The 26,538-nt window shown below is 36.6% G+C and carries 30 protein-coding genes, 3 pseudogenes and 2 other annotated features; of the genes and pseudogenes, 23 read left to right on the plus strand and 10 right to left on the minus strand.

The genetic code is table 11. From position 1 onward, the window contains the following. Window positions 1-205, minus strand: a pseudogene (gene bclA / locus GFJ36_RS29405) (collagen-like protein BclA); the annotation flags it as partial. Between the two features lie 165 nt (window positions 206-370). Between bclA and GFJ36_RS05515 the strand changes: the two are divergent. The 10 genes from GFJ36_RS05515 to GFJ36_RS05560 all read left to right on the plus strand — a co-directional run bounded on the left by GFJ36_RS05515 (window position 371) and on the right by GFJ36_RS05560 (window position 8,403). Further along, window positions 371-1,468 (plus strand): glycosyltransferase, encoded by a 1,098-nt coding sequence (locus GFJ36_RS05515; RefSeq protein WP_087984744.1) that lies wholly within the window; start codon window positions 371-373, stop codon window positions 1,466-1,468. 140 nt (window positions 1,469-1,608) lie between these two features. Next, window positions 1,609-2,298, plus strand: a complete 690-nt coding sequence (locus GFJ36_RS05520) for a class I SAM-dependent methyltransferase (protein WP_087984745.1) — start codon at window positions 1,609-1,611, stop codon at window positions 2,296-2,298. Next, on the plus strand, window positions 2,295-2,981 hold the full coding sequence (locus GFJ36_RS05525; RefSeq protein ID WP_001271201.1) for a glycosyltransferase family protein: 687 nt from the start codon (window positions 2,295-2,297) through the stop codon (window positions 2,979-2,981). Before GFJ36_RS05520 ends, GFJ36_RS05525 begins: the two co-directional genes overlap by 4 nt. Window positions 2,982-2,993: 12 nt before the next feature. Next, window positions 2,994-3,674 carry a glycosyltransferase family protein gene (locus GFJ36_RS05530; RefSeq protein ID WP_087984746.1) on the plus strand — a complete coding sequence of 227 codons (681 nt, stop codon included), beginning with the start codon at window positions 2,994-2,996 and terminating at the stop codon, window positions 3,672-3,674. A 14-nt stretch (window positions 3,675-3,688) separates the two neighbouring features. After that, window positions 3,689-4,426, plus strand: coding sequence for a sugar phosphate nucleotidyltransferase (locus GFJ36_RS05535; protein WP_087984747.1), 738 nt, complete (start codon window positions 3,689-3,691; stop codon window positions 4,424-4,426). A gap of 8 nt (window positions 4,427-4,434) precedes the next feature. Then, entirely contained in the window at window positions 4,435-4,980 is a 546-nt protein-coding gene (gene rfbC / locus GFJ36_RS05540; protein WP_087984748.1) for a dTDP-4-dehydrorhamnose 3,5-epimerase, read from the plus strand. A gap of 15 nt (window positions 4,981-4,995) precedes the next feature. Then, window positions 4,996-5,967: a dTDP-glucose 4,6-dehydratase gene (gene rfbB, locus GFJ36_RS05545; RefSeq protein WP_060489360.1), complete on the plus strand. Its 972-nt coding sequence runs from the start codon at window positions 4,996-4,998 to the stop codon at window positions 5,965-5,967. 11 nt (window positions 5,968-5,978) lie between these two features. After that, window positions 5,979-6,833, plus strand: coding sequence for a dTDP-4-dehydrorhamnose reductase (rfbD, locus tag GFJ36_RS05550; RefSeq protein WP_046958302.1), 855 nt, complete (start codon window positions 5,979-5,981; stop codon window positions 6,831-6,833). Window positions 6,834-6,942: 109 nt separating this feature from the next. Continuing rightward, a complete protein-coding gene (gene fabI / locus GFJ36_RS05555) occupies window positions 6,943-7,713 on the plus strand; it encodes an enoyl-ACP reductase FabI (RefSeq protein WP_000421885.1) in 771 nt (256 codons plus the stop codon). Between the two features lie 141 nt (window positions 7,714-7,854). Further along, window positions 7,855-8,403, plus strand: coding sequence for a spore coat CotO family protein (locus GFJ36_RS05560; protein ID WP_098230406.1), 549 nt, complete (start codon window positions 7,855-7,857; stop codon window positions 8,401-8,403). Between the two features lie 61 nt (window positions 8,404-8,464). On the opposite strand, the gene exsY is transcribed toward GFJ36_RS05560, so the two are convergent. After that, complete coding sequence (gene exsY / locus GFJ36_RS05565) at window positions 8,465-8,923, minus strand: exosporium assembly protein ExsY (protein WP_087984750.1); 459 nt, start codon at window positions 8,921-8,923, stop codon at window positions 8,465-8,467. Between the two features lie 125 nt (window positions 8,924-9,048). Here exsY and GFJ36_RS05570 point away from each other — a divergent pair, with 125 nt between their 5' ends. Next, window positions 9,049-9,408 carry a DUF1360 domain-containing protein gene (locus GFJ36_RS05570; protein WP_000899663.1) on the plus strand — a complete coding sequence of 120 codons (360 nt, stop codon included), beginning with the start codon at window positions 9,049-9,051 and terminating at the stop codon, window positions 9,406-9,408. Window positions 9,409-9,509: 101 nt separating this feature from the next. Further along, window positions 9,510-9,695, plus strand: a complete 186-nt coding sequence (locus tag GFJ36_RS05575) for a hypothetical protein (RefSeq protein ID WP_033657682.1) — start codon at window positions 9,510-9,512, stop codon at window positions 9,693-9,695. A 77-nt stretch (window positions 9,696-9,772) separates the two neighbouring features. Here GFJ36_RS05575 and exsF read toward each other — a convergent pair whose 3' ends face one another. The 6 genes from exsF to GFJ36_RS05605 form a co-directional block, all read right to left on the minus strand. Next, the gene (gene exsF / locus GFJ36_RS05580) at window positions 9,773-10,276 is read right to left on the minus strand and encodes an exosporium protein ExsF (RefSeq protein WP_000492937.1); all 504 of its coding nucleotides are present in this window, start codon (window positions 10,274-10,276) and stop codon (window positions 9,773-9,775) included. Window positions 10,277-10,443: 167 nt separating this feature from the next. Continuing rightward, window positions 10,444-10,914, minus strand: a complete 471-nt coding sequence (cotY, locus tag GFJ36_RS05585) for a spore coat protein CotY (protein ID WP_001277699.1) — start codon at window positions 10,912-10,914, stop codon at window positions 10,444-10,446. 142 nt (window positions 10,915-11,056) lie between these two features. After that, window positions 11,057-13,123, minus strand: coding sequence for an ATP-dependent helicase (locus tag GFJ36_RS05590; protein ID WP_087984751.1), 2,067 nt, complete (start codon window positions 13,121-13,123; stop codon window positions 11,057-11,059). A gap of 99 nt (window positions 13,124-13,222) precedes the next feature. After that, window positions 13,223-13,645 carry a GNAT family N-acetyltransferase gene (locus GFJ36_RS05595; protein WP_046957039.1) on the minus strand — a complete coding sequence of 141 codons (423 nt, stop codon included), beginning with the start codon at window positions 13,643-13,645 and terminating at the stop codon, window positions 13,223-13,225. Window position 13,646: 1 nt separating this feature from the next. Then, a complete protein-coding gene (locus tag GFJ36_RS05600) occupies window positions 13,647-14,165 on the minus strand; it encodes a YjcG family protein (RefSeq protein ID WP_000765870.1) in 519 nt (172 codons plus the stop codon). A 92-nt stretch (window positions 14,166-14,257) separates the two neighbouring features. Continuing rightward, the gene (locus tag GFJ36_RS05605) at window positions 14,258-14,989 is read right to left on the minus strand and encodes an alpha/beta hydrolase (protein WP_001076844.1); all 732 of its coding nucleotides are present in this window, start codon (window positions 14,987-14,989) and stop codon (window positions 14,258-14,260) included. Between the two features lie 203 nt (window positions 14,990-15,192). Here GFJ36_RS05605 and GFJ36_RS05610 point away from each other — a divergent pair, with 203 nt between their 5' ends. From GFJ36_RS05610 to GFJ36_RS05620, 3 genes and pseudogenes are all read left to right on the plus strand, one after another. After that, the gene (locus GFJ36_RS05610) at window positions 15,193-16,104 is read left to right on the plus strand and encodes a DMT family transporter (protein ID WP_000808244.1); all 912 of its coding nucleotides are present in this window, start codon (window positions 15,193-15,195) and stop codon (window positions 16,102-16,104) included. Between the two features lie 75 nt (window positions 16,105-16,179). Next, a pseudogene (locus tag GFJ36_RS05615) lies at window positions 16,180-16,401 on the plus strand (PH domain-containing protein); the annotation flags it as partial. Window positions 16,402-16,553: 152 nt separating this feature from the next. Continuing rightward, window positions 16,554-16,727: pseudogene (locus tag GFJ36_RS05620) on the plus strand (PH domain-containing protein); the annotation flags it as partial. A gap of 24 nt (window positions 16,728-16,751) precedes the next feature. Here GFJ36_RS05620 and GFJ36_RS05625 read toward each other — a convergent pair. Together GFJ36_RS05625 and putP are read right to left on the minus strand one after the other, a co-directional pair. Continuing rightward, on the minus strand, window positions 16,752-17,150 hold the full coding sequence (locus GFJ36_RS05625; RefSeq protein ID WP_046958298.1) for an Ig-like domain-containing protein: 399 nt from the start codon (window positions 17,148-17,150) through the stop codon (window positions 16,752-16,754). A 163-nt stretch (window positions 17,151-17,313) separates the two neighbouring features. Then, entirely contained in the window at window positions 17,314-18,792 is a 1,479-nt protein-coding gene (gene putP, locus GFJ36_RS05630) for a sodium/proline symporter PutP (protein ID WP_087984752.1), read from the minus strand. Between the two features lie 306 nt (window positions 18,793-19,098). Continuing rightward, window positions 19,099-19,336 (plus strand) — a binding site (T-box leader). A gap of 42 nt (window positions 19,337-19,378) precedes the next feature. After that, window positions 19,379-19,623, plus strand: a binding site (T-box leader). A gap of 52 nt (window positions 19,624-19,675) precedes the next feature. Here putP and trpE point away from each other — a divergent pair. From trpE to GFJ36_RS05670, 8 genes are all read left to right on the plus strand, one after another. After that, window positions 19,676-21,094 carry an anthranilate synthase component I gene (gene trpE / locus GFJ36_RS05635; RefSeq protein WP_137035691.1) on the plus strand — a complete coding sequence of 473 codons (1,419 nt, stop codon included), beginning with the start codon at window positions 19,676-19,678 and terminating at the stop codon, window positions 21,092-21,094. After that, window positions 21,091-21,678 carry an aminodeoxychorismate/anthranilate synthase component II gene (locus GFJ36_RS05640; protein WP_000636313.1) on the plus strand — a complete coding sequence of 196 codons (588 nt, stop codon included), beginning with the start codon at window positions 21,091-21,093 and terminating at the stop codon, window positions 21,676-21,678. Before trpE ends, GFJ36_RS05640 begins: the two co-directional genes overlap by 4 nt. Continuing rightward, a complete protein-coding gene (gene trpD / locus GFJ36_RS05645) occupies window positions 21,675-22,700 on the plus strand; it encodes an anthranilate phosphoribosyltransferase (protein ID WP_087984754.1) in 1,026 nt (341 codons plus the stop codon). Before GFJ36_RS05640 ends, trpD begins: the two co-directional genes overlap by 4 nt. Window position 22,701: 1 nt before the next feature. Next, window positions 22,702-23,463 carry an indole-3-glycerol phosphate synthase TrpC gene (gene trpC / locus GFJ36_RS05650; RefSeq protein ID WP_097907856.1) on the plus strand — a complete coding sequence of 254 codons (762 nt, stop codon included), beginning with the start codon at window positions 22,702-22,704 and terminating at the stop codon, window positions 23,461-23,463. Further along, window positions 23,460-24,074: a phosphoribosylanthranilate isomerase gene (locus GFJ36_RS05655; protein ID WP_087984756.1), complete on the plus strand. Its 615-nt coding sequence runs from the start codon at window positions 23,460-23,462 to the stop codon at window positions 24,072-24,074. The genes trpC and GFJ36_RS05655 overlap by 4 nt, the downstream gene beginning before the upstream one ends. Then, complete coding sequence (gene trpB, locus GFJ36_RS05660; protein ID WP_087984757.1) at window positions 24,071-25,264, plus strand: tryptophan synthase subunit beta; 1,194 nt, start codon at window positions 24,071-24,073, stop codon at window positions 25,262-25,264. The genes GFJ36_RS05655 and trpB overlap by 4 nt, the downstream gene beginning before the upstream one ends. Window positions 25,265-25,267: 3 nt before the next feature. Continuing rightward, window positions 25,268-26,044, plus strand: a complete 777-nt coding sequence (trpA, locus tag GFJ36_RS05665) for a tryptophan synthase subunit alpha (RefSeq protein WP_087984758.1) — start codon at window positions 25,268-25,270, stop codon at window positions 26,042-26,044. A gap of 74 nt (window positions 26,045-26,118) precedes the next feature. Beyond that, a complete protein-coding gene (locus tag GFJ36_RS05670) occupies window positions 26,119-26,478 on the plus strand; it encodes a DUF4029 domain-containing protein (RefSeq protein WP_087984759.1) in 360 nt (119 codons plus the stop codon). Window positions 26,479-26,538: the final 60 nt, after the last annotated feature.

A 26,538-nucleotide genomic window follows, 5' to 3' on the forward strand; every position in this document is an offset into this window, starting at 1 on the left:
GTCCAGTTGGCCCAGTTGGCCCAGTTGGCCCAGTTGGTACAGTTGGCCCAGTCGGCCCAGTCGGTCCAGTCGGCCCAGTCGGTCCGGTAGGAAGGGTAAACGGTGGTATTGGTGGTAATGTTGGTCCTACAAGATTAGGGTCAAATGCACTAGCTGATAAAGATTCATCGGGATTCAATCCATCTGAATAATTATTATTTGACATAAATTCACCTCCATAAAGCGTTCATTATATAGTAGATGCAAAACCGGAAGAAAATGACACGGACATTTGAATTATTGAAAAGAAATCTTAAACTGCTTGTGCAAGTTAAAAAAGTGGAAAGTTTATTGTATGTATAACATATGATTGATTTGGAAGAGGGTGATTATGTTGAACAAGCAAGGAATTACAATTAGTTTATGTATGATTGTTCGAGATGAGGAAGATACAATAGGTCGATGTTTAGATGCAGTAGAAAAAATTGTTGATGAAATTATTATAGTTGATACAGGTTCCATTGATCGAACGAAAGAAATTGTAGCTCAATATACCTCTAACATATATGACTTTCCATGGATTAATGATTTTGCGGCAGCAAGAAATTTTTCTTTTTCAAAAGCAACGCAAGAGTATATATTGTGGCTAGATGCAGATGACGTATTATTAGAAGATGCTCAAGAAGCATTGAAACTCTTAAAAAGAGAATTAGATCCTAAAATTGATGCTGTTTCGATGCCTTATCATCTTGCAATGGATTCTAACGGGAAACCTTTATATTGTACAAAAAGAAATCGACTTGTAAAGCGTGAAAAACAATTTCAATGGTTTGGAAAGGTTCATGAGTATTTAGCTATTTCTGGTGAAACTTTTAGTAGTAATGTTGCTATTACACATAAAAAAGAAAAAAAGGTAACAAATCGTAATTTGAAAATTTTTCAAAATGCTGTAGCAGCTGGAGAAGAATTGAGTCCGAGAGATTTATTTTATTACGCAAATGAATCTATGGATAACCAAAAATATGATGATGCAGTTATGCTATATGAAACATTCCTTAATCAAGACGAAGGATGGTATGAAGAGAAAATTTATGCATGTGGTAAGTTAGGGGATTGCTATGCAAAGCTTGGATCATGGGAAAAGGCAATTGAATCTTGCGTGAAGTCGTTTCGATATGATGTTCCTAGAGGAGAGAATTGTACAAGAATAGGATATATATATATGGAACAACAAAAATATAACGAAGCGATATTTTGGTTTAAACTTGCAACGGAAGTACCAATGGCGACGGAGAGTCCGTTTCATAGTCCAGCGAGCTACACATGGCTTCCCTATTTACAAATGTGTATTTGTTATAGCAAGTTAGGAGAGCAAGACAAGGCTTATTATTACAATGAATTAGCAGCTGCTTATGTTCCAAATAATGCTGCAATCGAATATAACCGCAAATATTTTCGGGATGTTTTTGATAAACAATATAAAGTGTAATAAGTTTCGTTTTGTTAGAAATGGTTTATCGTTATTCTAACTCTAATAGATTGGTTATATATTAGTGTATCAGTAATGGAACCAATATTAGGTGAATGAGATTTATATTTCAAATTCAATTTGCATAAGGAGTGTGTAAAATGAATCGTGAAAAAAGTTCTCTATATGAAGAAAAGTCCGAGCATTATTACAATGCAGCGAATCCGAATTTATTAAAGCACATAAAAAAGGAATGGAAAGAAGTTCTTGATATTGGTTGCTCGGGCGGTGCATTGGGAGTAGCTATAAAAGAAAATGGCACACGTGTATCTGGAATTGAGGCATTCCCAGTGGCGGCAGAAAAAGCAAAAGAAAGACTTGATCATGTGATTTTAGGGGATATAGAAAAAATAGATCTTCCTTATGAGGAGGAGCAATTTGATTGCGTCATATTTGGGGATGTATTAGAGCATTTATTTGATCCTTGGGCTGTAATAGAAAAAGTAAAGCCATATATAAAAGAAAATGGTGTAATTTTAGCAAGTATACCAAACGTTGCTCATATTTCAGTATTAGCGCCGTTACTTGCTGGAAATTGGACGTATACAGAATATGGTTTATTAGATAAAACGCATATTCGTTTCTTTACATTTAATGAAATGCTCCGAATGTTTTTAAAAGCAGGATATTCGATTAGTAAAGTAGATCGTGTATATATTGATCATAAAATGTATGAACCGTTAATTGAGGAGTTATATGGAATTTGTAAGAAATATCGTCTTGGAAGTGGCTTCATGGCTGAGACGGTCGTATTTCAGTATATTATTGAAGCAGAAAAATCGCAGTTATGAGTGCTGCTGAAAAAACAATATTATTTGTTACGTGTATAAATGATCGGAAAATGTATGCACAGTGCGTGCGGCATATATTGAGATTGGGAGTGCCTCCAGGATATATTGTACAATTTATGCCAATTCGGAATGCGAAAAGTATGACGAGCGGATATAATCAAGCGCTTTCGCATCCAGCGAAATATAAAGTATATATACACCAAGATGTTTTCATTATGAATGTGGCATTTTTATATGGATTACTTCAATTATTTAACGAACATGAACATCTTGGAATGATTGGAATGATTGGAGCCCAATATGTTCCTCCAAACGGGATATGGAATGAAGGCAGAGGAGTTGTTGGGAAAGTAATTGGTTATATGAACGATTTATTTTATATGGCAACTCAAGAACAGCCATACCATGAGTCAAAAACATTTATGCCTGTGGAATGTATCGACGGTTTATTGATGGCAACGCAATACGATATTCCGTGGCGAGAAGACTTGTTTGATGGGTTTGACTATTATGATGTATCTCAGTCATTTGAATTTAGAAAAGCTGGCTATACAGTTGGGGTTCCTGTACAACGTGATGCGTGGTGCATTCACTATCATATTGATGTGAATATGACCAACTATGACAAGTATAGAAAGATATTTGTGGAGAACTATATGTCAGATGTAAATCAAGACGAATAGAGGGGCTACAAAATGAAGGATCGTACAATATTAGTTGTTGTTTGTGTAAATAATGAAGAGCTATTTGAACAATGCGAGAGACAAATAAGAAACCTTTTTGTTCCCCCTGATTATGTCGTACAAATTTTTCCGATACGAGATGCAAAAAGTATGGCAAGTGCATATAACCGAGCACTTTCATATCCCGCGAAGTATAAGGTTTATATACATCAGGATACTTATCTTATTAATCGAGAGATGTTTTATACACTCATTTCTCTTTTTAAAGATAACGAAAAACTTGGTTTAATTGGGGTAGCTGGTGCACAGTTTTTACCGAGTAACGGGATATGGTGGGAAGGGAAAAATTTAGTAGGAAAAGTGATTGAGCATAGAAGACGGAATTATCAATTATTAAATTTAGATCAGGGGTTTTATGGAAGCCAATCTTTTATGTCGGTGCAGGCAATTGATGGCTTATTCATGGCAACGCAGTATGATATTCCATGGCGAGAAGATTTGTTTCAAGGGTTCCACTTTTATGATGTATCACAGTCTTTAGAGTTTCAAAGGGCTGGTTATTTAATTGGTATCCCAAATCAATCAAATTTATGGTGTATTCATTATAACGGAGATGAATTTGATGCGGATACATATGAGAAAGATCGAAAAGTGTTTGTAGAACAGTATAAAGATATATTATCTCCATCATAAGGGAGAGATGCGGAGTGAAAGGGATTATTTTAGCAGGCGGTACTGGATCAAGGCTATATCCAATAACGAAAGTAACGAATAAACATTTGCTTCCTGTTGGACGTTATCCAATGATTTATCATGCAGTATATAAGCTAAAACAATGCGAAATTACAGATATTATGATTATTACAGGTAAAGAGCATATGGGAGATGTTGTTAGTTTTTTAGGAAGCGGTCAAGAGTTTGGCGTGTCCTTTACGTATCGTGTGCAAGATAAGGCTGGCGGAATTGCACAAGCATTAGGGCTTTGTGAAGATTTCGTTGGGAATGATCGTATGGTAGTTATATTAGGGGATAATATCTTTTCAGATGACATTCGTCCGTACGTGGAAGAGTTTGCAAATCAAAAAGAAGGTGCGAAAGTACTGCTGCAATCTGTAGATGATCCGGAGAGATTTGGCGTAGCAAATATTCAAAACCGCAAAATAATTGAAATTGAAGAAAAGCCGAAAGAGCCGAAAAGTTCCTATGCAGTTACAGGAATTTATTTGTATGACCCGAAAGTCTTTTCTTATATAAAAGAATTAAAACCTTCCGCAAGGGGAGAACTTGAAATTACAGATATCAATAATTGGTATTTAAAGCGAGGGGTACTTACTTATAATGAAATGAGTGGTTGGTGGACTGATGCGGGAACTCATGTTTCTCTTCAAAGGGCGAATACGTTAGCGCGGGATATAAACTTTGGTAAACAGTTTAACGGAGAATAGGTGAGAATATGAAAGTTCTAGAAACAAACTTTACCGACGCAAAATTGTTGGAACCGAGGTTATTTGGAGATGAGCGGGGCTTTTTTACTGAAAGTTATAATAAGAAGGTGCTAGAAACATTAGGGATTACGTATTCATTTGTACAGGATAATATTTCTTATTCAGCAGAAGCGGGAACGATTCGGGGATTACACTTTCAAAAAAATCCGAAAGCACAAACGAAACTTATTCAAGCTATGCAAGGAGCAATCTATGACGTTATCGTTGATTTGCGAAAAGATTCACCAACGTTTAAACAGTGGAGAGGATATATTTTAAGCGCGGATAATCATCGGCAATTGTTAGTGCCAAAAGGATTTGCACATGGTTTTTGTACACTTGTACCGCATACTATTGTTATGTATAAAGTAGATGAGTATTATAGTGCCGATCATGACTCAGGGGTACTTTGGGAAGATAAAGAATTAGCAATTCCATGGCCGGTAACAAATCCTATTTTGTCTGACAAAGATCGAATATTACCGTTGCTTCAGGAATGTGAAGATAGCTTTTGAGTAGGAGAGTTGTTTATGAATATATTAGTAACAGGTGGGGCTGGATTTATTGGAAGTAACTTTGTTCATTACATGTTACAAAGCTATGAAACATATAAAATCATTAATTACGACGCATTAACATATAGCGGGAATTTAAATAATGTGAAGTCTCTTCAAGGGCATCCTAATTACTCTTTTGTAAAAGGGGAAATTCAAAATGGAGAGCTGCTAGAGCATGTCATAAAAGAGCGAGACGTCCATGTGATTGTAAATTTCGCAGCTGAATCACATGTGGATCGTAGTATTGAAAATCCGATCCCTTTTTATGATACAAATGTAATTGGGACAGTCACATTATTAGAATTAGTAAAAAAATATCCACATATTAAACTCGTGCAAGTATCAACAGATGAGGTGTACGGCTCTTTAGGGAAAACAGGGCGATTTACCGAGGAAACCCCGTTAGCTCCAAATAGTCCATACTCTTCAAGCAAGGCGAGCGCCGACATGATAGCTTTATCTTATTATAAAACATATCAATTACCAGTTATAGTAACGCGTTGCTCCAATAACTATGGGCCGTATCAATATCCTGAAAAGTTAATTCCGTTAATGGTTACGAATGCGCTGGAAGGAAAAAAACTACCGTTATATGGCGATGGATTAAATGTAAGAGATTGGTTACATGTAACGGATCATTGTAGTGCGATTGACGTTGTTCTGCATAAGGGACGTATAGGAGAAGTATATAATATAGGTGGAAATAATGAAAAAACCAATGTAGATGTTGTGGAACAAATTATCTCTCTCTTAGGAAAAACGAAAGAAGATATTGCATATGTTACAGACCGTTTAGGGCATGATCGTCGTTATGCGATTGATGCGCAAAAGATGAAGAATGAGCTCGGGTGGGAACCACAGTATACGTTTGAACAGGGGCTAAAAGAAACGGTGGAATGGTATGAACATCATATAGAATGGTGGAAACCACTAAAAGAAAAATAAGGGGCATATAAATGAAAGAACGGATTATCATAACGGGAGCAAATGGTCAATTGGGAAAGCAACTACAAGAAGAGTTAAATGCTGAAGAATATGACATATATCCATTTGATAAAAAGTTACTAGATATAACAAATATATCCCGAATGCAGCAAGTGGTACAAGAAATAAGGCCACATATAATTATTCATTGTGCAGCGTATACGAAGGTTGATCATGCTGAGAAAGAACAAGACCTTGCTTATGTAATAAATGCAATAGGAGCTCGAAATGTAGCGGTTGCTTCACAATTAGTAGGGGCGAAATTAGTTTATATTAGTACCGATTATGTATTTCAAGGTGACAGACCAGATGGCTATCATGAGTTTCATAATCCATCACCGATAAATGTATACGGGGCTTCTAAGTATGCGGGAGAGCAGTTTGTCAAAGAGTTACATAATAAATATTTTATCGTTCGAACATCGTGGTTATATGGTAAGTATGGAAACAATTTTGTGAAAACGATGATGCGGTTAGGAAAAGAAAGAGCAGAATTATCTGTTGTAGCGGATCAAATTGGTTCTCCTACTTATGTGGCGGATTTAAATGTGATGATTAATAAGCTCATTCACACTTCTTTATACGGTACGTATCATGTATCAAATAGAGGCTCATGTTCTTGGTTTGAATTTGCAAAAAAAATATTCTCGGATGCAAATATGAAAGTGAATGTATTACCTGTTTCAACCGAAGAATTTGGATCGGCGGCAGCTAGACCAAAATATTCTGTTTTCCAACATAACATGCTACGATTAAATGGTTTTTCACAAATGCCTTCTTGGGAAGAAGGATTAGAGCGGTTTTTTATAGAAACAAAAAGTCATTAACAAAATTTAAGTTAATGACTTTTTTGTTTGCCTTTAAGAGGTTTTATGGTACTATAATTATAGTATCAGGTACTAATAACAAGTATAAGCAATTCTGGGAGGATATATCATGGAACTATTACAAGGGAAAACATTTGTTGTTATGGGCGTTGCGAACCAAAGAAGTATTGCGTGGGGAATTGCTCGCTCTTTGCATAATGCAGGTGCAAAATTAATATTCACATATGCAGGAGAACGTTTAGAAAGAAACGTTCGTGAATTAGCGGACACATTAGAAGGACAAGAATCACTTGTATTACCTTGTGATGTAACAAATGATGAAGAACTTACAGCTTGCTTTGAAACAATCAAGCAAGAGGTTGGTACAATTCACGGTGTTGCACACTGTATTGCTTTTGCAAATCGTGATGATTTAAAAGGTGAATTTGTAGATACTTCTCGCGATGGATTTTTACTTGCACAAAATATTAGTGCATTCTCTTTAACAGCTGTAGCAAGAGAAGCGAAGAAAGTAATGACAGAAGGCGGAAATATTTTAACGTTAACATACCTTGGCGGCGAGCGCGTTGTGAAAAACTATAACGTTATGGGTGTTGCGAAAGCTTCATTAGAAGCGAGCGTAAAATATTTAGCTAACGATTTAGGCCAACATGGCATTCGCGTTAACGCTATTTCTGCAGGACCAATTCGTACGTTATCTGCAAAAGGCGTAGGCGACTTTAACTCAATTTTAAGAGAAATTGAGGAGCGCGCACCACTTCGTCGTACGACAACTCCAGAAGAAGTTGGGGATACAGCAGTATTCTTATTCAGTGATTTAGCACGCGGCGTAACAGGAGAAAACATTCATGTTGATTCAGGGTATCATATCCTAGGATAAATATAATATTAATTTTTAAAGGACAATCTCTAAATGTTGAGATTGTCCTTTTTATTTGTTCTTAGAAAGAACGATTTTTAACGAAAGTTCTTACCACGTTATGAATATAACTATAATAGTACACGATTTATTCAGCTACGTATGGAAGTGGGAGGGACGAGTGTGAAGAATAAAAATAAAAGTTCAACAGTTGGAAAACCGTTGTTATATATTGCACAAGTAAATTTGGAACTTGCTGCACCGAAAATAAAAAGAATTATCTTAACAAACTTTGAAAATGAAGATCGAAAAGAGGAAAGTGATCGAAAAGAGGAAAGTAATAGAAACGAAAATATTGTAAGTAGTGCTGTGGAAGAGGTAATAGAGCAACAAGAAGAGCAACAAGTAGAAGAAAAAATAGAAGAAGAGGAACAAGTACAAGAGCAACAAGAACAACAAGAGCCAGTGAGAACTGTCCCGTATAATAAATCATTTAAGGATATGAATAATGAAGAGAAGATTCATTTTTTATTAAACCGCCCTCATTACATTCCGAAAATAAGGTGCAGAATAAAAACAGCTACAGTCTCATATGTTGGATCAATCATATCGTATCGTAATGGAATTGTAGCTATTATGCCGCCAAATAGTATGCGAGATATTAAGTTGTCTATAGATGATATCCAATCGATTAGTATGGCTGGCTTTTAAATATGTAAAGGTGGTAGAAAATCTTCTACCACCCCAATAGTTTTTTAGTTTACTTAACTTATTAGATAGAAACGTCGCGTAAGCACTGAATCGCACAGAAACAGCTTAAATCTACAGTGATACAAGTAGATGTCGATACTAGTCTTGCATTTGGTACAGCTAAAAACGTACAAATTGGGTCATCAGTAGGTGGTACAGGGGAAGTATCACCTAATACTACAGTTAACACACGTAGTACAGCACAGCTATCGTCATCTACACTTTCCACACGGAAAATTGGAGATCGGCAGCTAGTAAGGCTTGCAGATGGTGCAAATGCTTCAAATGGTGTGCCAGCTTTTGTGTATAAAATAAAAGGGCGTGTATTTGCTACTGATGCAGTGTTGTGTGCACCTAAAAATGGAATTTCACAACCAGATCCACACGTTGTTGTAGAACAATCTTGTAATTCATTGATGAATTTTACAACGTCAACTACACAATGAGAAGAGCTATGGTGTTTATTTTCGTTACAACTCATTAATGTCACTCCTTATCTTCTTGTTTGTATTTACATTAATAAGATATTGGAGTCGAGGAGATTTGGTCACAATCTCAAGACCTTTTTTTTTAAATAGGCGAAAGAAGATAAGGGAAGGTGGAATCATGCTGTTTACAAGCTGGCTTTTATTTTTTATTTTTGCGTTAGCTGCCTTTAGGCTCACTCGTTTAATTGTTTATGATAAAATTACAGCCTTTTTGCGAAGACCGTTTATTGATGAGTTAGAGATTACAGAGCCAGATGGAAGTGTATCAACTTTTACAAAAGTAAAAGGTAAAGGATTAAGAAAGTGGGTTGGCGAATTATTAAGCTGTTATTGGTGTACAGGTGTATGGGTTAGTGCTTTTTTATTAGTTTTATATAATTGGATTCCTATCGTTGCAGAGCCTTTACTTGCATTATTAGCTATTGCAGGAGCAGCGGCAATTATTGAAACGATTACAGGATATTTTATGGGAGAATAATATATTTTCATAATACGAGAAAAAGCGGAGTTTAAAAGAATGAGGGAACGGAAATAAAGAGTTGTTCATATAGTAAATAGACAGAATTGACAGTAGAGGAGATGTTTGCTGTGAGTAATAGTCCAAGGCAAAATTCATATGACCTGCAGCAATGGTATCATATACAGCAACAACACCAAGCACAACAACAGGCATACCAAGAACAATTACAACAACAAGGATTTGTGAAGAAAAAGGGATGTAATTGCGGGAAAAAGAAGAACACAATAAAACATTATGAAGAATGAAACACTCATATTACTGTGAGTGTTTTTTATTATAAATATAAAAAGCGGTATTTCTAATGAAGAAATACCGCTTTTTACTAGCTAATTTGTGCAACTGTTAATGCTGCAGCACGGATGTCCACAGTTCCAATTAACTCAACTGGTACAATTTGAATTAAATCACCAGGGTTCAAGTTAATAAGAATAACACCACTGGATACGTCTACTTCACCAGTACCAATAACGTTAGAACGAACTGCTGTACCTGATCCAGGAATAATGTTAGCTGGCGTACCTAATGATAAGAAGAAACGACCAGCTTCTGGTGCAACAGGTGAGTTATCAAGACTAATTGTTAATGTATAACTGATTTGATAAATACCAGCTCGTAGAATTCGAATACCATCTCCGACACTTACTGTATCATTTATTACAGGAACAGTAATATTTGGGTTTGGACTTACGCTAGGTAATAGTAATGGTGTGAATAGTGAAGCAAACTGAGGTGCAGACGCGTTGAAAGCAAAACCGAAGGCAGGTAGTGTACTAGCTGGTTTCGCCTCGCAATCGATTTTAGTAAATTCGCAATCAGAAGAGAACATGTTTTTCACTCCTTTATCTGTTTCTACTTTCAGTTAATGAAAAGGACAGGTTCTATGTTCTAGACAAGTTCCCAATTTTATGAAAAATACATAATAATAGCTTTTAAGCATGGATTGGGTGGCAGAAAACTCTGCCACCCAATCCATGCTTAAATTAATATTTAGTTTTATATAGAAACATCACGTAAGCATTGAATAGCGCAGAAACAACTTAAATCAACAGTAATACAAGTAGATGTCGATACTAACCTTGCATTTGGTACAGCTAAAAACGTACAGATTGGGTCGTCACCAGGTGGTACAGAGGTACCATCACCTAAAACTACAGTCAATACACGGAGTACAGCACAGTCATCATCATCTATACTTTCTACGCGGAAAATGGGAGATCGGCAACTAGTAAGGCTTGAAGATGGTGCAAATGCTTCAAAAGGTTCTCCAGTCTTTGTGTATAAAATAAAAGGACGTGTATTCGCTACTGATGCATTGTTATGTGCACCTAAAAATGGAACTTCGCAACCGGATCCACATGTTGTAGTTGCGCATTCTTGTAATTCATGTATAAAACGAACGACATTCGATACACAGTTGAAATCACAATCATGGTGATGATGGTCTTCGTTACAATTGCAGCTCATTATGTTCACTCCTTATCGTGAGTTCTGACATACACTATTACAATATGAATGAGATATGGTTGATATTACGTTAATTCTTACGATAAAAGCAGGGAATTTATATAGTAGGGATGTACATAATGCAATATAAAAAAAGACATCCTTATTTAGTGGATGTCTTTTCAGGTAAATCTTTTCGCGCAGTATATAAAAAACGAGATATATCTAATTTTTTTCCTCTAAAAAATTGCGGAGAGGAAATGTAAAGTTCTTCTTTCGCACGTGTAATTGCGACATAAAGTAGTCGACGTTCTTCTTCTAAAGCTTCAGAAGTCTCTGTAACACGATCATTTGCATCTTTTAAAGAAGAAGTATGGGGAAGAATACCATCGCTCGCTCCAAGTAAAAAGACGCATGGAAATTCAAGGCCTTTTGCGTTATGAATAGACATAAGCGAAACAGCATTTTTTTCCGGCATTGTTTTTAATGCTTCCATTTCTTTTTGACCTTGAATTGCTTCATCAATAAATTGTAAATAAGCTGGAATATCGGTGAAACGAGTTGCGGACTCCATTAATTCTTCTAACATTTCTTCTTGTATATCTTTATGCATCGTAAAGGAAGAACGATCGTTACTTTGTAAGTACTCTAAATACTTTCCTTTACCATGAATAATTTCTTTTAATGCTTTTTTCGGTTCTAATTCTTTTATAAATTTAATAAAATCGATACGCTCATTTACCTTTTTTACTTGAAAAGGTTTTAAGCTCGGATTTAATAATAAGAAATGAAGAAGAGAAGGGAACCGCCCCTCACCATATTTCCATTGTTCACGTTCAATAAATGAAATACAATCATCACGCCCGATATACATAGTTGGCAATATATTTGAAAGTGATTCTAGTCGAAACGGTTCAATCACCAGTCTTAAATGATCTAATACAGGCTTAATTAAAGAATGTTCATAAAATGATTGACTCGCCCCGTGCTTAATAAATGGGATTTTGTGAATTGTAAGCTGATCAAGTAACGAACGGCTTACAGAATGTGTGCGATACAGTAAACAAAAATCTTTATAGTTGCGTTCGCCGCTATCTACTTTTTCTTGAATGAGCTGCAAAATTTGATTTGCTTCATCAAGAGTCGTAGCAGGTCTTGCGTAAAAAGGTTGTACACCTTCTTCACGCACAGAATATAGCTCTTTATCAAAACGTTCTTGATTTAGTTTGATAACTTCATTTCCAAGTCCGACGATAAAAGGATTGGATCGATAATTCGTATTAAGTGCGATAATCGTAGTGTTATCAAATTCTTTTGGAAAAGATAAAATAATTTGGTGACTTGCTCCTCGCCAGCCATATATCGCCTGGTCGTCATCACCCGCGATAAATAAATTATTTCTTGGCGTGGCTAACAATTTTACAATTTCATATTGTGCATACGATGTATCTTGGAACTCATCTACTTCAATATAGTGGAAACGTTGTTGTAATTGGGTAAGCAAAGGAGCGTTATTTTCTAACATATAATATGTTTCTAATAAGATGTCATCGAAATCAATATAATTATATCGTTGTTTCACTTCTTCAAAACGCTCGTATACTTCTTTAAATTCTTGTTCAACGGGTGTTTTTGCTTTTACATCTTTCGGACGATTCAATTTGTTTTTCTCAAGTGAAATCATAGCGAGCATTGTTTCAGCATCATAATCGTCTTTTAGACGCAATTCTTTCAAGATTTTCTTTATCATAATTTGTTTATGTTTTTCGTTTGCTAAAATTTGCTGATTATATCCTTGACTACGAAGCAATTTTAAAAAGACAGAGTGGAATGTACCAGCAACAACGTAGCTACTTGCAGCACGATTCATACCTGGTAAATTTGCTACACGGTTTCGGATTTCTTCAGCTGCTTTTTGTGTAAATGTAAGCAATAAAATATTTCGTGGATGAACTTGTTTTACATTTACTAAATAACCTACGCGGGTTGTTAAAACAGATGTTTTCCCGCTTCCGGCACCAGCCAATGTAAGGACAGGGCCTTCTGTCGTTCGCACAGCCTCTAATTGTTTTTCATTTAAAAAAACATTTTGTTGTTCGAGAGCGCGAAAATACGCCGCATCTGCATCTTCTTCCATAATTAAATGGGTAGATGTTTTCGGAATATGATATGTTGCACGCGGAATGTCAGCGTGCGTTAATGATTTTTGTGAAAATTTTTCTTGTGTCATATATTCACCTTCAAAACTATAGCATCAACATTTAACTTTAGCGGAAGAAAAAGAAAATAGCAATGTAAAAAACAGGAGGGGATACCTCCTGTTTTCAAATTACAATTCTTTTATCATAACGATGTGAGGAATATTTGCTTCCATGAATACATCAGAATGCGTTACATATCCAAGCTTCTTATAGAAATCTTCAGCATGTGTTTGGGCATGCAGCTTTAATTTTGGTAGCGAGTTTTCATTCGCATACGCTTCAAGTGCATCCATAACAATTTTTCCAATGCCTTTTTTACGATGGGAAGCTAGTACGCAAATGCGTTCCATTTTTCCTATTCCATCCAGTATGCGAAAACGACCAGCACCAACTGGAACATCATTATCATATATAACAACGTGTGTTGAAGTTTCCTCAAACTCATCATACTCTTCGTCAGCAGAAACTTGTTGCTCATTCACAAATACTTGCTTACGTACAGAGAATGCATCTCTTAGTTGTTCGTCCGTTTGTACGATCTGTGCGTGCAAATTAGTTGTTCCCCTTTCCAAGGTGGAATGTTTCGTATACAGTCCACGTTCCGTTTTCTAATTGATATAGAAGATGGAAGCGATCAATTGGTTGTTCATAATAGAAATCTTTCATACGTAATCGACCTAATACATCAGCATGCTCTGCATCTGATAAGCCTTGTCCGATTGTTAAATGAGGTACGAAAGCGTACTCGCGTTCTTGTATAAAGAATTCGCTATGCATTTCCTCATTTAAGAAAGTAAGTTCAGGTGTTTTTTCTACTTTAAAATAAAGAACATTATTAACCGGTGCGAATGAACCAACTTTTCCGACATGAAGGGTGAAAGGGTTCGTTTTACTTGCGATTGTATGTAACTCTTTTACAATCGATTCTAATTGTTCATCTTGCGTCTCAAAGGGTGTTTTCAATGTAATATGTGGCGGAACTAATGCGTAGTGCGGATCATAACGTTTACGCAATCCGTTCGCTTTATCTTGAATCATTTTAGATGGAAAAATTACAATGCCTAATTTCATGTTCCAATTCCTCCCTTTGTAAGTCTAGTTAGATTTTGAGAAAATAACTCTCTTAATCTATTATATCAAATTATTCTGAATACTGCTCTCTATTATTTCATTGATAGAATATGAGAGAAAGCTTTCGGTAAATCAGTTTGCCAATATTTCCACGTGTGGTTACCTTCAAATTCTTCGTAATGCGTGATGAAATTTCTATCTGTCAGAAGCGTATTGAGCTCACGGTTCGGCCCAACGAAATCGGATACTTGTCCATCAGTGCGTTTTACAGCTGTTTCTTCTGTCCCAATGACGTGATAAAGGTCTAGCGCCTCCGGATTTTTAAAGTCTTTTGCTAAGTTCATCACTGTTTCATCCACAAATGGTGATTGCATAACGACTTTACCGAATGTATGCGGATACATAAGTGCAGTCATGAAGGAAACTGTCCCGCCAAGAGAATCACCAATTAACACACGACCTTTTCCCATTTGGTACGTTGGATAGTTTTCATCGATATATGGTGCAAGTTCATGAGCAAGGAAACGAATATACGCAGCGTTTTTCACTTCATTTGGGAAGTATTTTTCTTTACGATCGTGTACATTTTTATATGGAATACCGACAATAATTGTACGGTCAATTTCTTCAGTTTCACGAAGGCGCTCAATTACACGGTGCGCTTTACCAAGCTGAAAATAATCTCTACCATCTTGTGCAATTACAACTGTATGTTTGTGTAGTGGTGTGTAATTTACTGGTAAGTAAACGAGAAGTGTAACATCTTCTTGAAGTGATGCGCTATAAAATGAAATTTCTTCAATTCTCCCTATTGTTTGATTCATGTGGATCCCCCTAAATAAAAATTTACTGTAATGATTGTAAGAGCGACGCTTGTAGTGAAAAAGAAAGAAATATTCACTAATAGGTGCTTTCGTTTCTATTTTACCATAATGGTACGAAGAATCTAAAAAATTAGTATTTAAGTTATAAAAGAAAACGGATATAATGAAGTGGGATTTTTGACAGGTGAGAGGGGAGACGGAATTTGAAACAAGAAAGATCAATCGCACTACCATTAGCAATTTCCATTATAGCCATTTCATTCGCAGCAGTTTTTGTAAAGATGTCCTCAGCACCATCTTCAATATTAAGTATGTATCGATTATGGATTATCGTACTTATTATGCTGCCTATCGTTTGGAAAAAACGGGAAGAGTTTAGTAAGATTCAAATAAAAGATTGGGGATTTTTAATTGGATCTGGTTTCTTTTTAGCGCTTCATTTTCTTTTGTGGTTTGAATCTTTAAAGCATACGACAGTTGCTAGTTCGACGATTATTTTAGCACTTCAACCAATCGTATCTTTAGTTGGAGGTTTTTTCTTATTTAAAGAAAGAACAACATACTCAGCCATTGCGACAATGGGAATAGCGATACTAGGCGTAATGTGTATTGGGTGGGGAGATTTAGGATTAAGTGAACAAGCAATTTATGGAGATATATTATCCTTTTTAAGTGTAATAGCAGTTGTCGGTTATTTATTTATCGGACAAACGACGGTAAAGAAAGTATCACATTGGATTTACAGCTTTACAGTCTTTGCATTCGCAGGTATTTTTATGGGGATTTATAATATAGTATTGCAAGTGCCTTTTACAGGCTATACGAAGTGGGATTGGACCGTTTTTCTTTTACTTGCGGTCGTGCCGACAGTGTCACACGTCATTAATAATTGGTTATTAAACTACGTAAATGCAACAACAATTTCAATGAGTATTTTAGGTGAACCAGTTGGAGCATCTATATTAGCGTTCTTCTTACTCGGTGAAAGACTAAATGCCATGCAAATTATCGGTAGCATGCTCGTATTGTTTGGTGTATCTGTTTTCTTACTACAGCAACAAAAACGAACAGCAAAAAATGTAGTAAATGAGCCGGCGTATACACAGGAATTATAATGTTAGAGGAGAAAAGAGAAGTTGTGATACTTCTCTTTTTGTTTTACAGAAATATAGGGGAGGAAGGGAAGGTTAATGGAATTTCCATCAAAAAAAGATATATGGTTATATCCGATTTTTTTCGTTGTCATTGGAGCGTGTTTTGCTCCTCTATTTGCAGGAAAAGAGTATTTTCTTTTATTTTTTACAATTCCGTTAGCAATATTATTTATGTGGAGTTGGTTTTCGACAAAATACATCGTCGGAGAAGAAACAATTACAATTAGATCAGGTCTCGTTAAAAAAAGCATATTTATCCCGCTTTAATGGGCAGTAAGACCCCCACCTCAAAATTCAGCTGAAGCAAAGAAGTTAGGTGGGGGATCGACTGCCCGTAAAAGCCCGATTGGTTCAACTAATAATCAGTGGGGGATGAAGAAAACCCCCACTGATTAAAGTTTCACTTTATGCGAGATATAAAACAAATTTCAAATACGAAAAATCCAATAGCTGCTCATGCATTGTCATTGGATCGACTTGAAATTGTTTACGGCGCACATAAAACAGAAGTTATTTCTCCTAAAGATAAAGAACAATTCATCAACCTTGTTACAAGTAAAAATTCACACATTGAAATCAAGTAAAAGAGTGGCTAGGAAGCCACTCTTTTACTTTGGATTTGTCATATAAGGTTGTACATGAATAATACATAGGTCACGGAACTTTCCTTCAGTAGTTGTGACAATTACGACTGCTCTTCCGGCACTTTTTCCAGTAATCGTTACCGTATCACCTTTTGGATACATTGTGATAACATCAGCATTCATATTTGTCCAAATAAGTTCTTTATTCGTTGCTTGCACTGGTAAAACGGAGGCTGATAACTCAGTGCTTTGTCCAGTTCTTACTTTCAACTTATTTTTTTCCATATGAACACCAATGACTGAAATAACAGAAGGAGCGATTGAAATTTTAGGTGGATTAGGTTGTATGTTCAAACGAGACGCAGAAGTATTTGTAATAGGTGAAAATTTTCGTGTTTGTTGTTGCTGGAAAGCTGCTAACATGTTGGAGTCCCCTTCCTGTATAAGTGCTGATAGTACTACTATAAAGGACTAGTGTTATGTTTAATTTAACGAAACATAAAGAAATTGTTAAATTCGAGTAGAAGATTGTCGAACTTTCATAAAAAGAAAGCTCTGCTGATACGATAACAGCAGAGCTTTTCCTTTATAGATTATGACTATGTTGTTTTTCGAAATTCTCAAATTGCTCTTCAACTTCTTTTGAAGGTTGTGTTAGTAAACTAACAATTACGATGGCTAGTAAACTAATAGCGAAACCTGGAATCATTTCATATAAGAAATCTTTTAAGAATTCGAATTGAGTCCATATAATAACAGTAGCGGCACCAGAAATCATACCAGCAAGTGCGCCCCACTTCGTCATACGTTTCCAATATAAGCTTAATAAAATAGCAGGTCCGAATGAAGAACCGAAACCAGCCCAAGCGTATCCAACAAGAGCTAAAATCGTATCATTTTGTTTAAACGCTAATGCGCACCCAACTAATGCAATAACAAGTACAGCCATACGACCGACAAATACAAGCTCTTTATCAGAAGCAGAGCGTTTAAAGAAGGTACGATATAAGTCTTCGGTTATAGCACTAGAAGTAACGAGTAATTGAGATGAAATTGTACTCATAATAGCTGCTAAAATAGCTGCTAATAAAAATCCAGTAATAAGTGGGTGGAATAAAATTTTTCCTAGTTCAAGGAAAATTGTTTCTGGATTAGATAATGTTAACTCTTGTTGTGAGTAGTAAGCGATACCGATAAGACCAGTAAACATAGCTCCAACAACAGAGAAAATCATCCAGCTCATACCAATTCTTCGTGCGCTTTTAATCTCTTTTACAGAAGAAATCGCCATAAAGCGTACGATAATATGAGGTTGTCCAACATAACCAAGGCCCCATGCGAATAAGGAAATCATTCCTAAAGTAGAGGCACCTTTAAAAATATCTAGACGTGTTGGATCTACAGAACGAATTGTATCAAATGCAGGCCCAAGTCCGTTCGAATTCATAATTGTTACGATAGGAACAAGAATAAGAGCAATTACCATAATGATTCCTTGTACGAAGTCTGTCCAACTTACGGCTAAGAAACCACCAAATAATGTGTAAGCGACAACAACGCCAGCAACAATGAATAACCCAAAGTGGTAGTTCATACCAAATGAATTTTCAAATAATACAGCGCCTGAAACTAATCCTGAAGCTACATAAAAAGTAAAGAAAATCATAATAACAAGTCCGGATACTAAGCGTAGCATGTGAGATTTGTCGTGGAAGCGGTGTTCCAAAAATTCTGGGATAGTAATAGAGTTGTTTGCAATTTCAGAGTAGGTACGTAAGCGAGGAGCGACATAAAGCCAGTTTGCGTATGCGCCTAGTGTTAGGCCGATCGCAATCCAACTACTACTCAATCCAACGCTAAACATTGCACCGGGTAAGCCCATTAAAAGCCAACCACTCATATCGGATGCTCCAGCACTTAATGCTGTTACTGCGGGGCCTAGTGTACGCCCGCCAAGCATATAATCTGTTAAGTTGGACGTTCGTTTATAGGCGAAATAGCCAATGACTAACATCCCGAGCATGTAAATAGAGATTGAAGTTAAAGTTAACATCTGCGTACTCATGAAGTTCCCCTTCCTTTTGTCATGTCTTTTGATGCGTTATGCATATTTATAATCTATCATGATTATTCTGAAAAATCCATACAGAAATATGAATTTTCAGAAATGTAAGCGTTTTTTGATATCATTTTACTTTTTTAATATATAATATTCATACAAAAAACCTTATTTTTAATAGAGTATTTATTATATTTACATAAAAAGAGGTTGTTTTGTCAATATAATATTGAAAGGAGAGAAAAATAAAATTTTTTAAAAAGTATTGACTTATGAAAAAAGTAAGGTCTATAATGAGTGCAACTTAAAAAAATGCAAGCGTTGATGAAGAAGAGTACACATGATGAACATGTCAGAGAGCTGATGGTTGGTGCGAATCAGTATGGAATTGATGTGGAATGGGCTTCGGAGCTTCCAAACCGAAACGAAAGAAGTAGGCTTTGGCGACATGATCTCATCGATACAAGAGACACGTATTGTTTTTGATACGGTAAAGTGCGTTACATTCGTAACGAATTAAGGTGGCACCACGGGAGTACCCGTCCTTTCTATAGGATGAGTACTCCCTTTTTGTGTACAAAAAATTAAATAAATGAAATCGTTGAAGTAAGAAGAGTACGTATATTGGAGACGTTACAGAGAACCGGGGATAGGTGGGAGCCCGGTGCGGTGCCATATACGGAATGGGCTTACGAGAGGTATGCTGAACAATTATTTTCAGTAGGCAACCCGGGTTCCGCCGTTACAAGGATAAGGTATATATTTTGTACCTGAATAAAGCGGGATGCTTTTGCGTCCAACATGAGGTGGTACCACGGTAAATTTATCGTCCTCTACATATTTTCGATATGTAGGGGACTTTTTTATTTTTCAGATTGAGGTGAAAGGCATGATGACAAAAGAGGAATTTATGAAGCAAAAAGAACAGGGAAGAGCATTTTTAGTAATCGCTGAAGAAGAAGGAGATAGCATTACGCCAATTTCTTTATATAGACGTATGAAGGGAAAGAAAAAGTTTTTATTAGAAAGTTCGCAGCTTCATCAAGATAAAGGACGCTATTCTTACTTAGGATGTAATCCATATGGTGAAGTGAAAAGTGTTGGTACGGAAGTAGAACGAACGATTTACGGCCGGGCAGAAGAGTTGCAAGGTAACGTACTACAAGTGTTAGAAGAAGAAATCGCGTCAGCTCAAGTAGACAGTCCATTCCCATTTTGCGGAGGAGCAGTTGGTTATATTGGCTATGACGTCATTCGGCAATATGAAAACATTGGAGCAGATTTACACGATCCACTAAATATTCCAGAAGTACACCTTTTACTATATCGTGAGTTTATCGTGTATGACCATTTACGTCAAAAATTATCATTTGTATATGTATGCAGGGAAGATGATTCAGCAGATTATGAAGAAGTATATGAAAGATTGCAAGTATACAAAGAGGAAGTGCTGAGGGGAGAAGAAGCGGAAGTAACTGAAATAAAATCAACATTATCATTCACTTCTTCTATAACAGAAAAAGAATTTTGCGCGATGGTAGAAACGGCGAAAGAACATATAAGAGCGGGGGACATATTCCAAGTCGTATTATCTCAGCGTTTGCAAAGTGAATGTATTGGGGATCCATTCGCGTTATACCGAAAACTTCGAATTGCCAATCCGTCACCATATATGTTCTATATCGATTTTCAAGATTATGTTGTACTCGGTTCTTCGCCGGAAAGCTTGTTATCAGTTAGAGAAGATAAGGTGATGACGAATCCAATTGCGGGTACGAGGCCGAGAGGGAAAACGAAGGAGCAAGATGCGGAAATTGAAAAAGAACTGTTAGAAAATGAGAAAGAACGAGCGGAGCATATGATGCTTGTAGATCTTGGGCGAAATGATATTGGCAGAGTAAGTGAAATTGGATCCGTGACGATAGATAAATATATGAAAGTAGAAAAATACTCTCACGTTATGCACATTGTATCTGAAGTTTACGGAACATTGCGAAAACGGATGGGTGGATTTGATGCATTAGCGTATTGCCTACCAGCAGGAACAGTGTCGGGAGCTCCGAAAATTAGAGCGATGGAAATTATAAATGAGCTAGAGAATGAAAAAAGAAATGTATACGCAGGTGCAGTTGGATACGTTAGTTTTTCAGGGAACCTTGATATGGCGCTCGCCATTCGAACAATGGTTGTAAAGGATGAAAAAGCATACGTTCAGGCAGGAGCGGGAATTGTTTATGATTCAGACCCAGTAGCTGAATATGAAGAAACGTTAAATAAAGCGAGAGCACTATTGGAGGTAATGAAATGATTGTACTAATTGATAATTACGATTCATTCACATATAACTTGTATCAACTGTTAGGTGAATGCGAGGAAGAAATTGTTGTCGTAAGAAATGATCAAATAACGATAGAACAGTTAGAAGGGATGAATCCAACAGGAATTGTGCTATCACCAGGACCAGGAAAACCAGAGGATGCTGGCATTTGTATCGAAGTGATTCGTCATTTTTATAAGAACGTTCCCATATTAGGTATTTGCCTTGGTCATCAAGCAATTATATCAGCATTTGGAGGAGACATTGTAAGAGCAGGACGCATTAAACACGGTAAAACATCACGTGTAAAACATAATGGAACTTCAATCTTTTCATATGTAACACAGCCATTAACGGCGATGCGCTACCATTCCCTTGTTGCAGCGCAAACGAGCTTGCCAGAGTGTTTTGACATACTAGCGACAGCGATGGACGATGGAGAAATTATGGCAGTTCGTCACAATTATTATCCACTATTCGGATTACAGTTTCATCCGGAATCAATCGCGACAGAAGAAGGTGGAAAGTTAATACGTGCCTTTTTAACAGAAGTGAAGGAGGAGGAAAGAGTATGAATAACTATCTTCGTAAATTAGTGGAGGGACAACATTTAACAGAAGAGGAGATGTATAGAGCAGGGCTTCTTTTATTAAATGAAAACATATTGGAGAGTGAAATTGCAGCTTTCTTAGTATTACTGAAAGCGAAAGGTGAAACAGCAGAAGAAATATATGGCCTTGTTCGAGCTCTTCGTGAAAAGGCATTACCGTTTTCGAACCATATACAAGGAGCGATGGACAATTGTGGGACGGGTGGTGACGGTGCCCAAACGTTTAATATTAGTACAACATCGGCATTTGTACTGGCAGGAGCTGGCGTAAAGGTTGCAAAACATGGTAATCGAGCTGTTTCTAGTAAAACAGGAAGTGCAGATTTATTAGAAGAACTCGGTGTAAATATTAGCAGTACGCCAAACGAAATTGATCATTTATTAGAGCATGTCGGCATCGCATTTTTATTTGCACCAGCGATGCATCCAGCATTAAGACGCATTATGAAAATAAGAAAAGAATTGAATGTGCCGACGATTTTTAACTTAATTGGTCCTTTAACAAATCCGGTAAATTTAGAAACACAATTTGTCGGCATTTATAAACGAGATATGTTACTACCAGTTGCGCAAGTATTACAGAAACTAGGCAGAAAACAAGCGCTTGTCGTAAACGGAAGTGGATTTTTAGATGAAGCATCATTGCAAGGAGAAAATCATGTTGTCATTTTAAAAGATAATGAAATAGTAGAAACGAGTATTGAACCTGAGAAATATGGTTTCTCAATAGTGAAAAACGAAGAGATTAGAGGCGGAGATTCTAAAGGAAATGCAAAGATTACGCTCGGGGTATTAGGCGGAGAAAAGAGTGTTTACCGCGATACTGTTTTATTCAATGCAGGTCTAGCTCTTTTCGCAAATGGAAAAGTAGAAACGATTGAAGAAGGAATTACACTCGCGGCACATAGTATTGACTCTGGAAAAGCATTAGCCAAACTAAACTTATTAATTGCAGCAAGTAATGAAAAATTAGAAAGGGTGAATTAACGTGGGGACGATTTTAGATAAAATTGTAGACCAAAAGAAAAAGGAAGTTGCGGCATTATATGAAACGTATACACCATTAAAAGAAAGTAGAAAGACACTTTCACTTGTAGAAGCATTACAGCAGTTTACTGTCATTGCAGAAGTAAAGCGAGCATCACCATCAAAAGGAGATATTAATTTACACGTTGATGTACGAAAACAAGTGAAAATATATGAAGAATGCGGCGCAGGAGCAGTTTCTGTTTTAACAGACGGTCAATTTTTTAAAGGATCGTTTCATGATTTACAAACGGCAAGAGCAGAAAGTAACATTCCGCTTTTATGCAAAGATTTCATAATCGATACGATTCAAATTGATAGAGCGTATGAAGCTGGCGCAGATATTATTTTATTAATTGTAGCCGCGTTAACGAAAGAGAAGTTAAAAGAGTTGTATAGCTACGTACTAGAAAAAGGATTAGAAGCAATTGTTGAAGTTCATGATGAACAGGAATTAGAAATTGCGATCCAATTAAATCCGCACGTTATCGGTATTAACAACCGTAATTTAAAAACATTCGAAGTCGATTTAAACCAAACAGAAAAGCTTGGAAAACGATTAAACGAGGAGAAGTTACTTTGGATTAGTGAAAGCGGGATTCATTCAAAGGAAGATATTATTCGCGTCAAACGAGCTGGAGCAAAAGGTGTATTAGTTGGAGAAGCACTTATGACATCATCTTCTATTCATACCTTTTTTGAAGATTGTAAGGTGAACATATGAAAGTGAAAATTTGTGGCATCACGAATATCGAAACGGCAAAACGTGCTTGTGAATATGGAGCTGATGCACTCGGATTTGTTTTTGCAGAAAGTAAGCGAAAAATTACTCCAGGGTTAGCGAAAGAAATCATTCAGGAACTTCCAGCAAACGTGTTAAAGATCGGTGTTTTCGTAAATGAATCAGTAGAGGTAATCCAGAAAATTGCAGATGAATGCGGGTTAACGCATGTGCAGCTACATGGAGATGAAGATAATCACCAAATCAAAAGATTGAATATTCCGTCTATAAAATCACTTGGAGTAACTTCAGAGAATGATTTGAAAAATGCTCAAGCATATGAAACGGATTATATATTGTTTGATAGCCCGAAGGAAAAGTTTCACGGAGGAAATGGAAAGACATTTTCATGGGAGTTACTCGCGCATATGCCAAAAGAGTTACGAGAGAAAACGATATTAGCTGGTGGATTAAACGCTCTTAATATAGAAGAAGCGATTCGAACGATTCAGCCATACATGGTCGATGTAAGTAGCGGAGTGGAGACAGAAGGAAAGAAAGATGTAGAGAAAATAAAACAATTCATAAAAAAAGCGAAGGAGTGTTCCAAATGAATTACGCATATCCAGATGAAAAAGGTCACTACGGTATATACGGAGGACGATACGTTCCAGAAACGTTAATGCAATCTGTATTAGAGCTAGAAGAAGCATATAAAGAAGCGATGCAAGATGTAGGGTTTCAAAAGGAATTAAATCATTATTTAAAAACGTACGTCGGAAGAGAAACACCGCTTTATTTCGCTGAAAATATGACGAAGTATTGCGGGGGTGCAAAGATTTATTTAAAACGTGAAGATTTGAACCATACAGGAGCTCATAAAATTAACAATACAATCGGTCAGGCACTACTGGCAGTACGAATGGGCAAGAAAAAAGTTGTCGCTGAAACAGGAGCAGGACAACACGGAGTTGCAACAGCTACTGTATGTGCCCTACTCGGATTAGAATGCGTCATCTTTATGGGAGAAGAAGATGTGAGACGTCAAAAATTAAATGTGTTCCGAATGGAATTACTCGGAGCGAAAGTAGAAAGTGTAGCAGCAGGTAGCGGCACATTAAAAGATGCGGTGAACGAGGCGCTTCGTTACTGGGTTTCACACGTGCATGATACGCACTACATTATGGGATCTGTTCTCGGACCGCATCCATTCCCGCAAATTGTCCGTGATTTCCAAAGTGTAATTGGGAAAGAAACGAAAAAACAATATGAAGCGTTAGAAGGGAAAGTACCAGAGGCAGTCGTTGCATGTATTGGTGGTGGTAGTAATGCGATGGGCATGTTTTATCCGTTCGTACACGATGAAGAAGTCGCTCTTTACGGCGTAGAAGCAGCTGGGAAAGGTGTTCATACAGAAAAGCACGCAGCTACTTTAACGAAAGGAAGCGTTGGTGTTTTACACGGATCGATGATGTACCTTCTGCAAAATGAAGAAGGACAAATTCAAGAAGCGCATTCTATTTCAGCGGGGCTTGATTATCCAGGTGTTGGGCCAGAACATAGCTTGCTAAAAGATATTGGCCGCGTTTCTTATCATTCGATAACAGACGCAGAAGCGTTAGAAGCATTTCAATTATTAACGAAAAAAGAAGGGATTATTCCGGCGTTAGAAAGCTCACATGCTATCGCATACGCATTAAAATTAGCACCGCAAATGAAGAAAGACGAAGGACTTGTCATTTGTTTATCTGGCCGCGGGGATAAAGATGTAGAGAGTATAAAACGTTATATGGAAGAGGTGTAAAAAATGGGAGTAGAAAAAATTAAAGCAGCGTTTGAAAATGGTAAGAAAGCATTTATTCCGTACGTAATGGGCGGAGATGGTGGCCTTGAAAAATTAAAAGAAAGAATTTGTTTTCTAGACGAAGCAGGAGCAAGTATCGTTGAAATCGGTATTCCGTTTTCAGATCCAGTCGCAGACGGTCCAACGATTCAAAGAGCAGGGAAACGAGCGCTAGATAGCGGTGTAACATTAAAAGGTATTTTTCAAGCATTAATAGAGGTAAGGAAAAAAGTACAAATTCCGTTTGTACTCATGACATATTTAAATCCAGTACTCGCATTCGGAAAAGAACGATTCATCGAAAACTGTATAGAAGCAGGTGTAGACGGTATGATCGTTCCGGATTTACCGTATGAAGAACAAAATATTATTGCCCCGTTACTTCGAGAGGCAAACATTGCGCTAATTCCACTCGTTACAGTAACGAGCCCAATTGAGCGAATTGAAAAAATTACGAGTGAATCAGAAGGGTTCGTTTACGCTGTTACAGTAGCGGGCGTAACAGGAATACGTCAAAACTTTAAAGGTGAGATTCATAGTTACTTAGAAAAAGTAAAATCACATACACATTTACCGGTAGTAGCAGGGTTCGGTATTTCAACGAAGGAACATGTAGAAGAAATGATTACAATATGTGATGGAGTAGTCGTTGGAAGTAAAGTCATCGAGCTGTTAGAAAATGAAAAGCGAGAAGAAATATGTGAATTAATACAGGCAACAAAACAAAAAGAAGAGGCATAAGTCTCTTCTTTTTGTTTTACGTAATAAATGTTAAAATATACAGAAAATACATATAACTTAGAGGGTGAGAAAGCATGCTAAGACGGAAACTACTATATCTTCTTCTAACTGTACCATTATACGCTTGGCTTATTAGCATGACGAAAATAGAGGTGATGGCTCTATTTTTAGGATATGTATTCATCTTTTCCAACTTAAATCGCATTCAAGAGCAATCTATTTTAGAAATATGTATATTTTCGATTAGTATAGAACTATTTAGTATCGTTTCGATTGTATTATTAAACGAATTATTTCGCTGGATCCACTCATTTGAATTAATGAAATTTGGAAATGTTGTATTGCAAGTAATATGTGCTTATATTGTGTTTGTTGTATTAGACAAAATAGTTGGACAGCAGAGCGTTTTTCAGGATAAAAGAAAATGGGAGTGATTCAAAAAAGGAGCTAAATGGCTCCTTTTTTGAATCTGTAGTAAAAACAATTGAAAATTA

The organism is Bacillus sp. EE-W1 (genome assembly GCF_009760835.1).
In the GTDB taxonomy this organism is placed as follows: domain Bacteria; phylum Bacillota; class Bacilli; order Bacillales; family Bacillaceae_G; genus Bacillus_A; species Bacillus_A wiedmannii.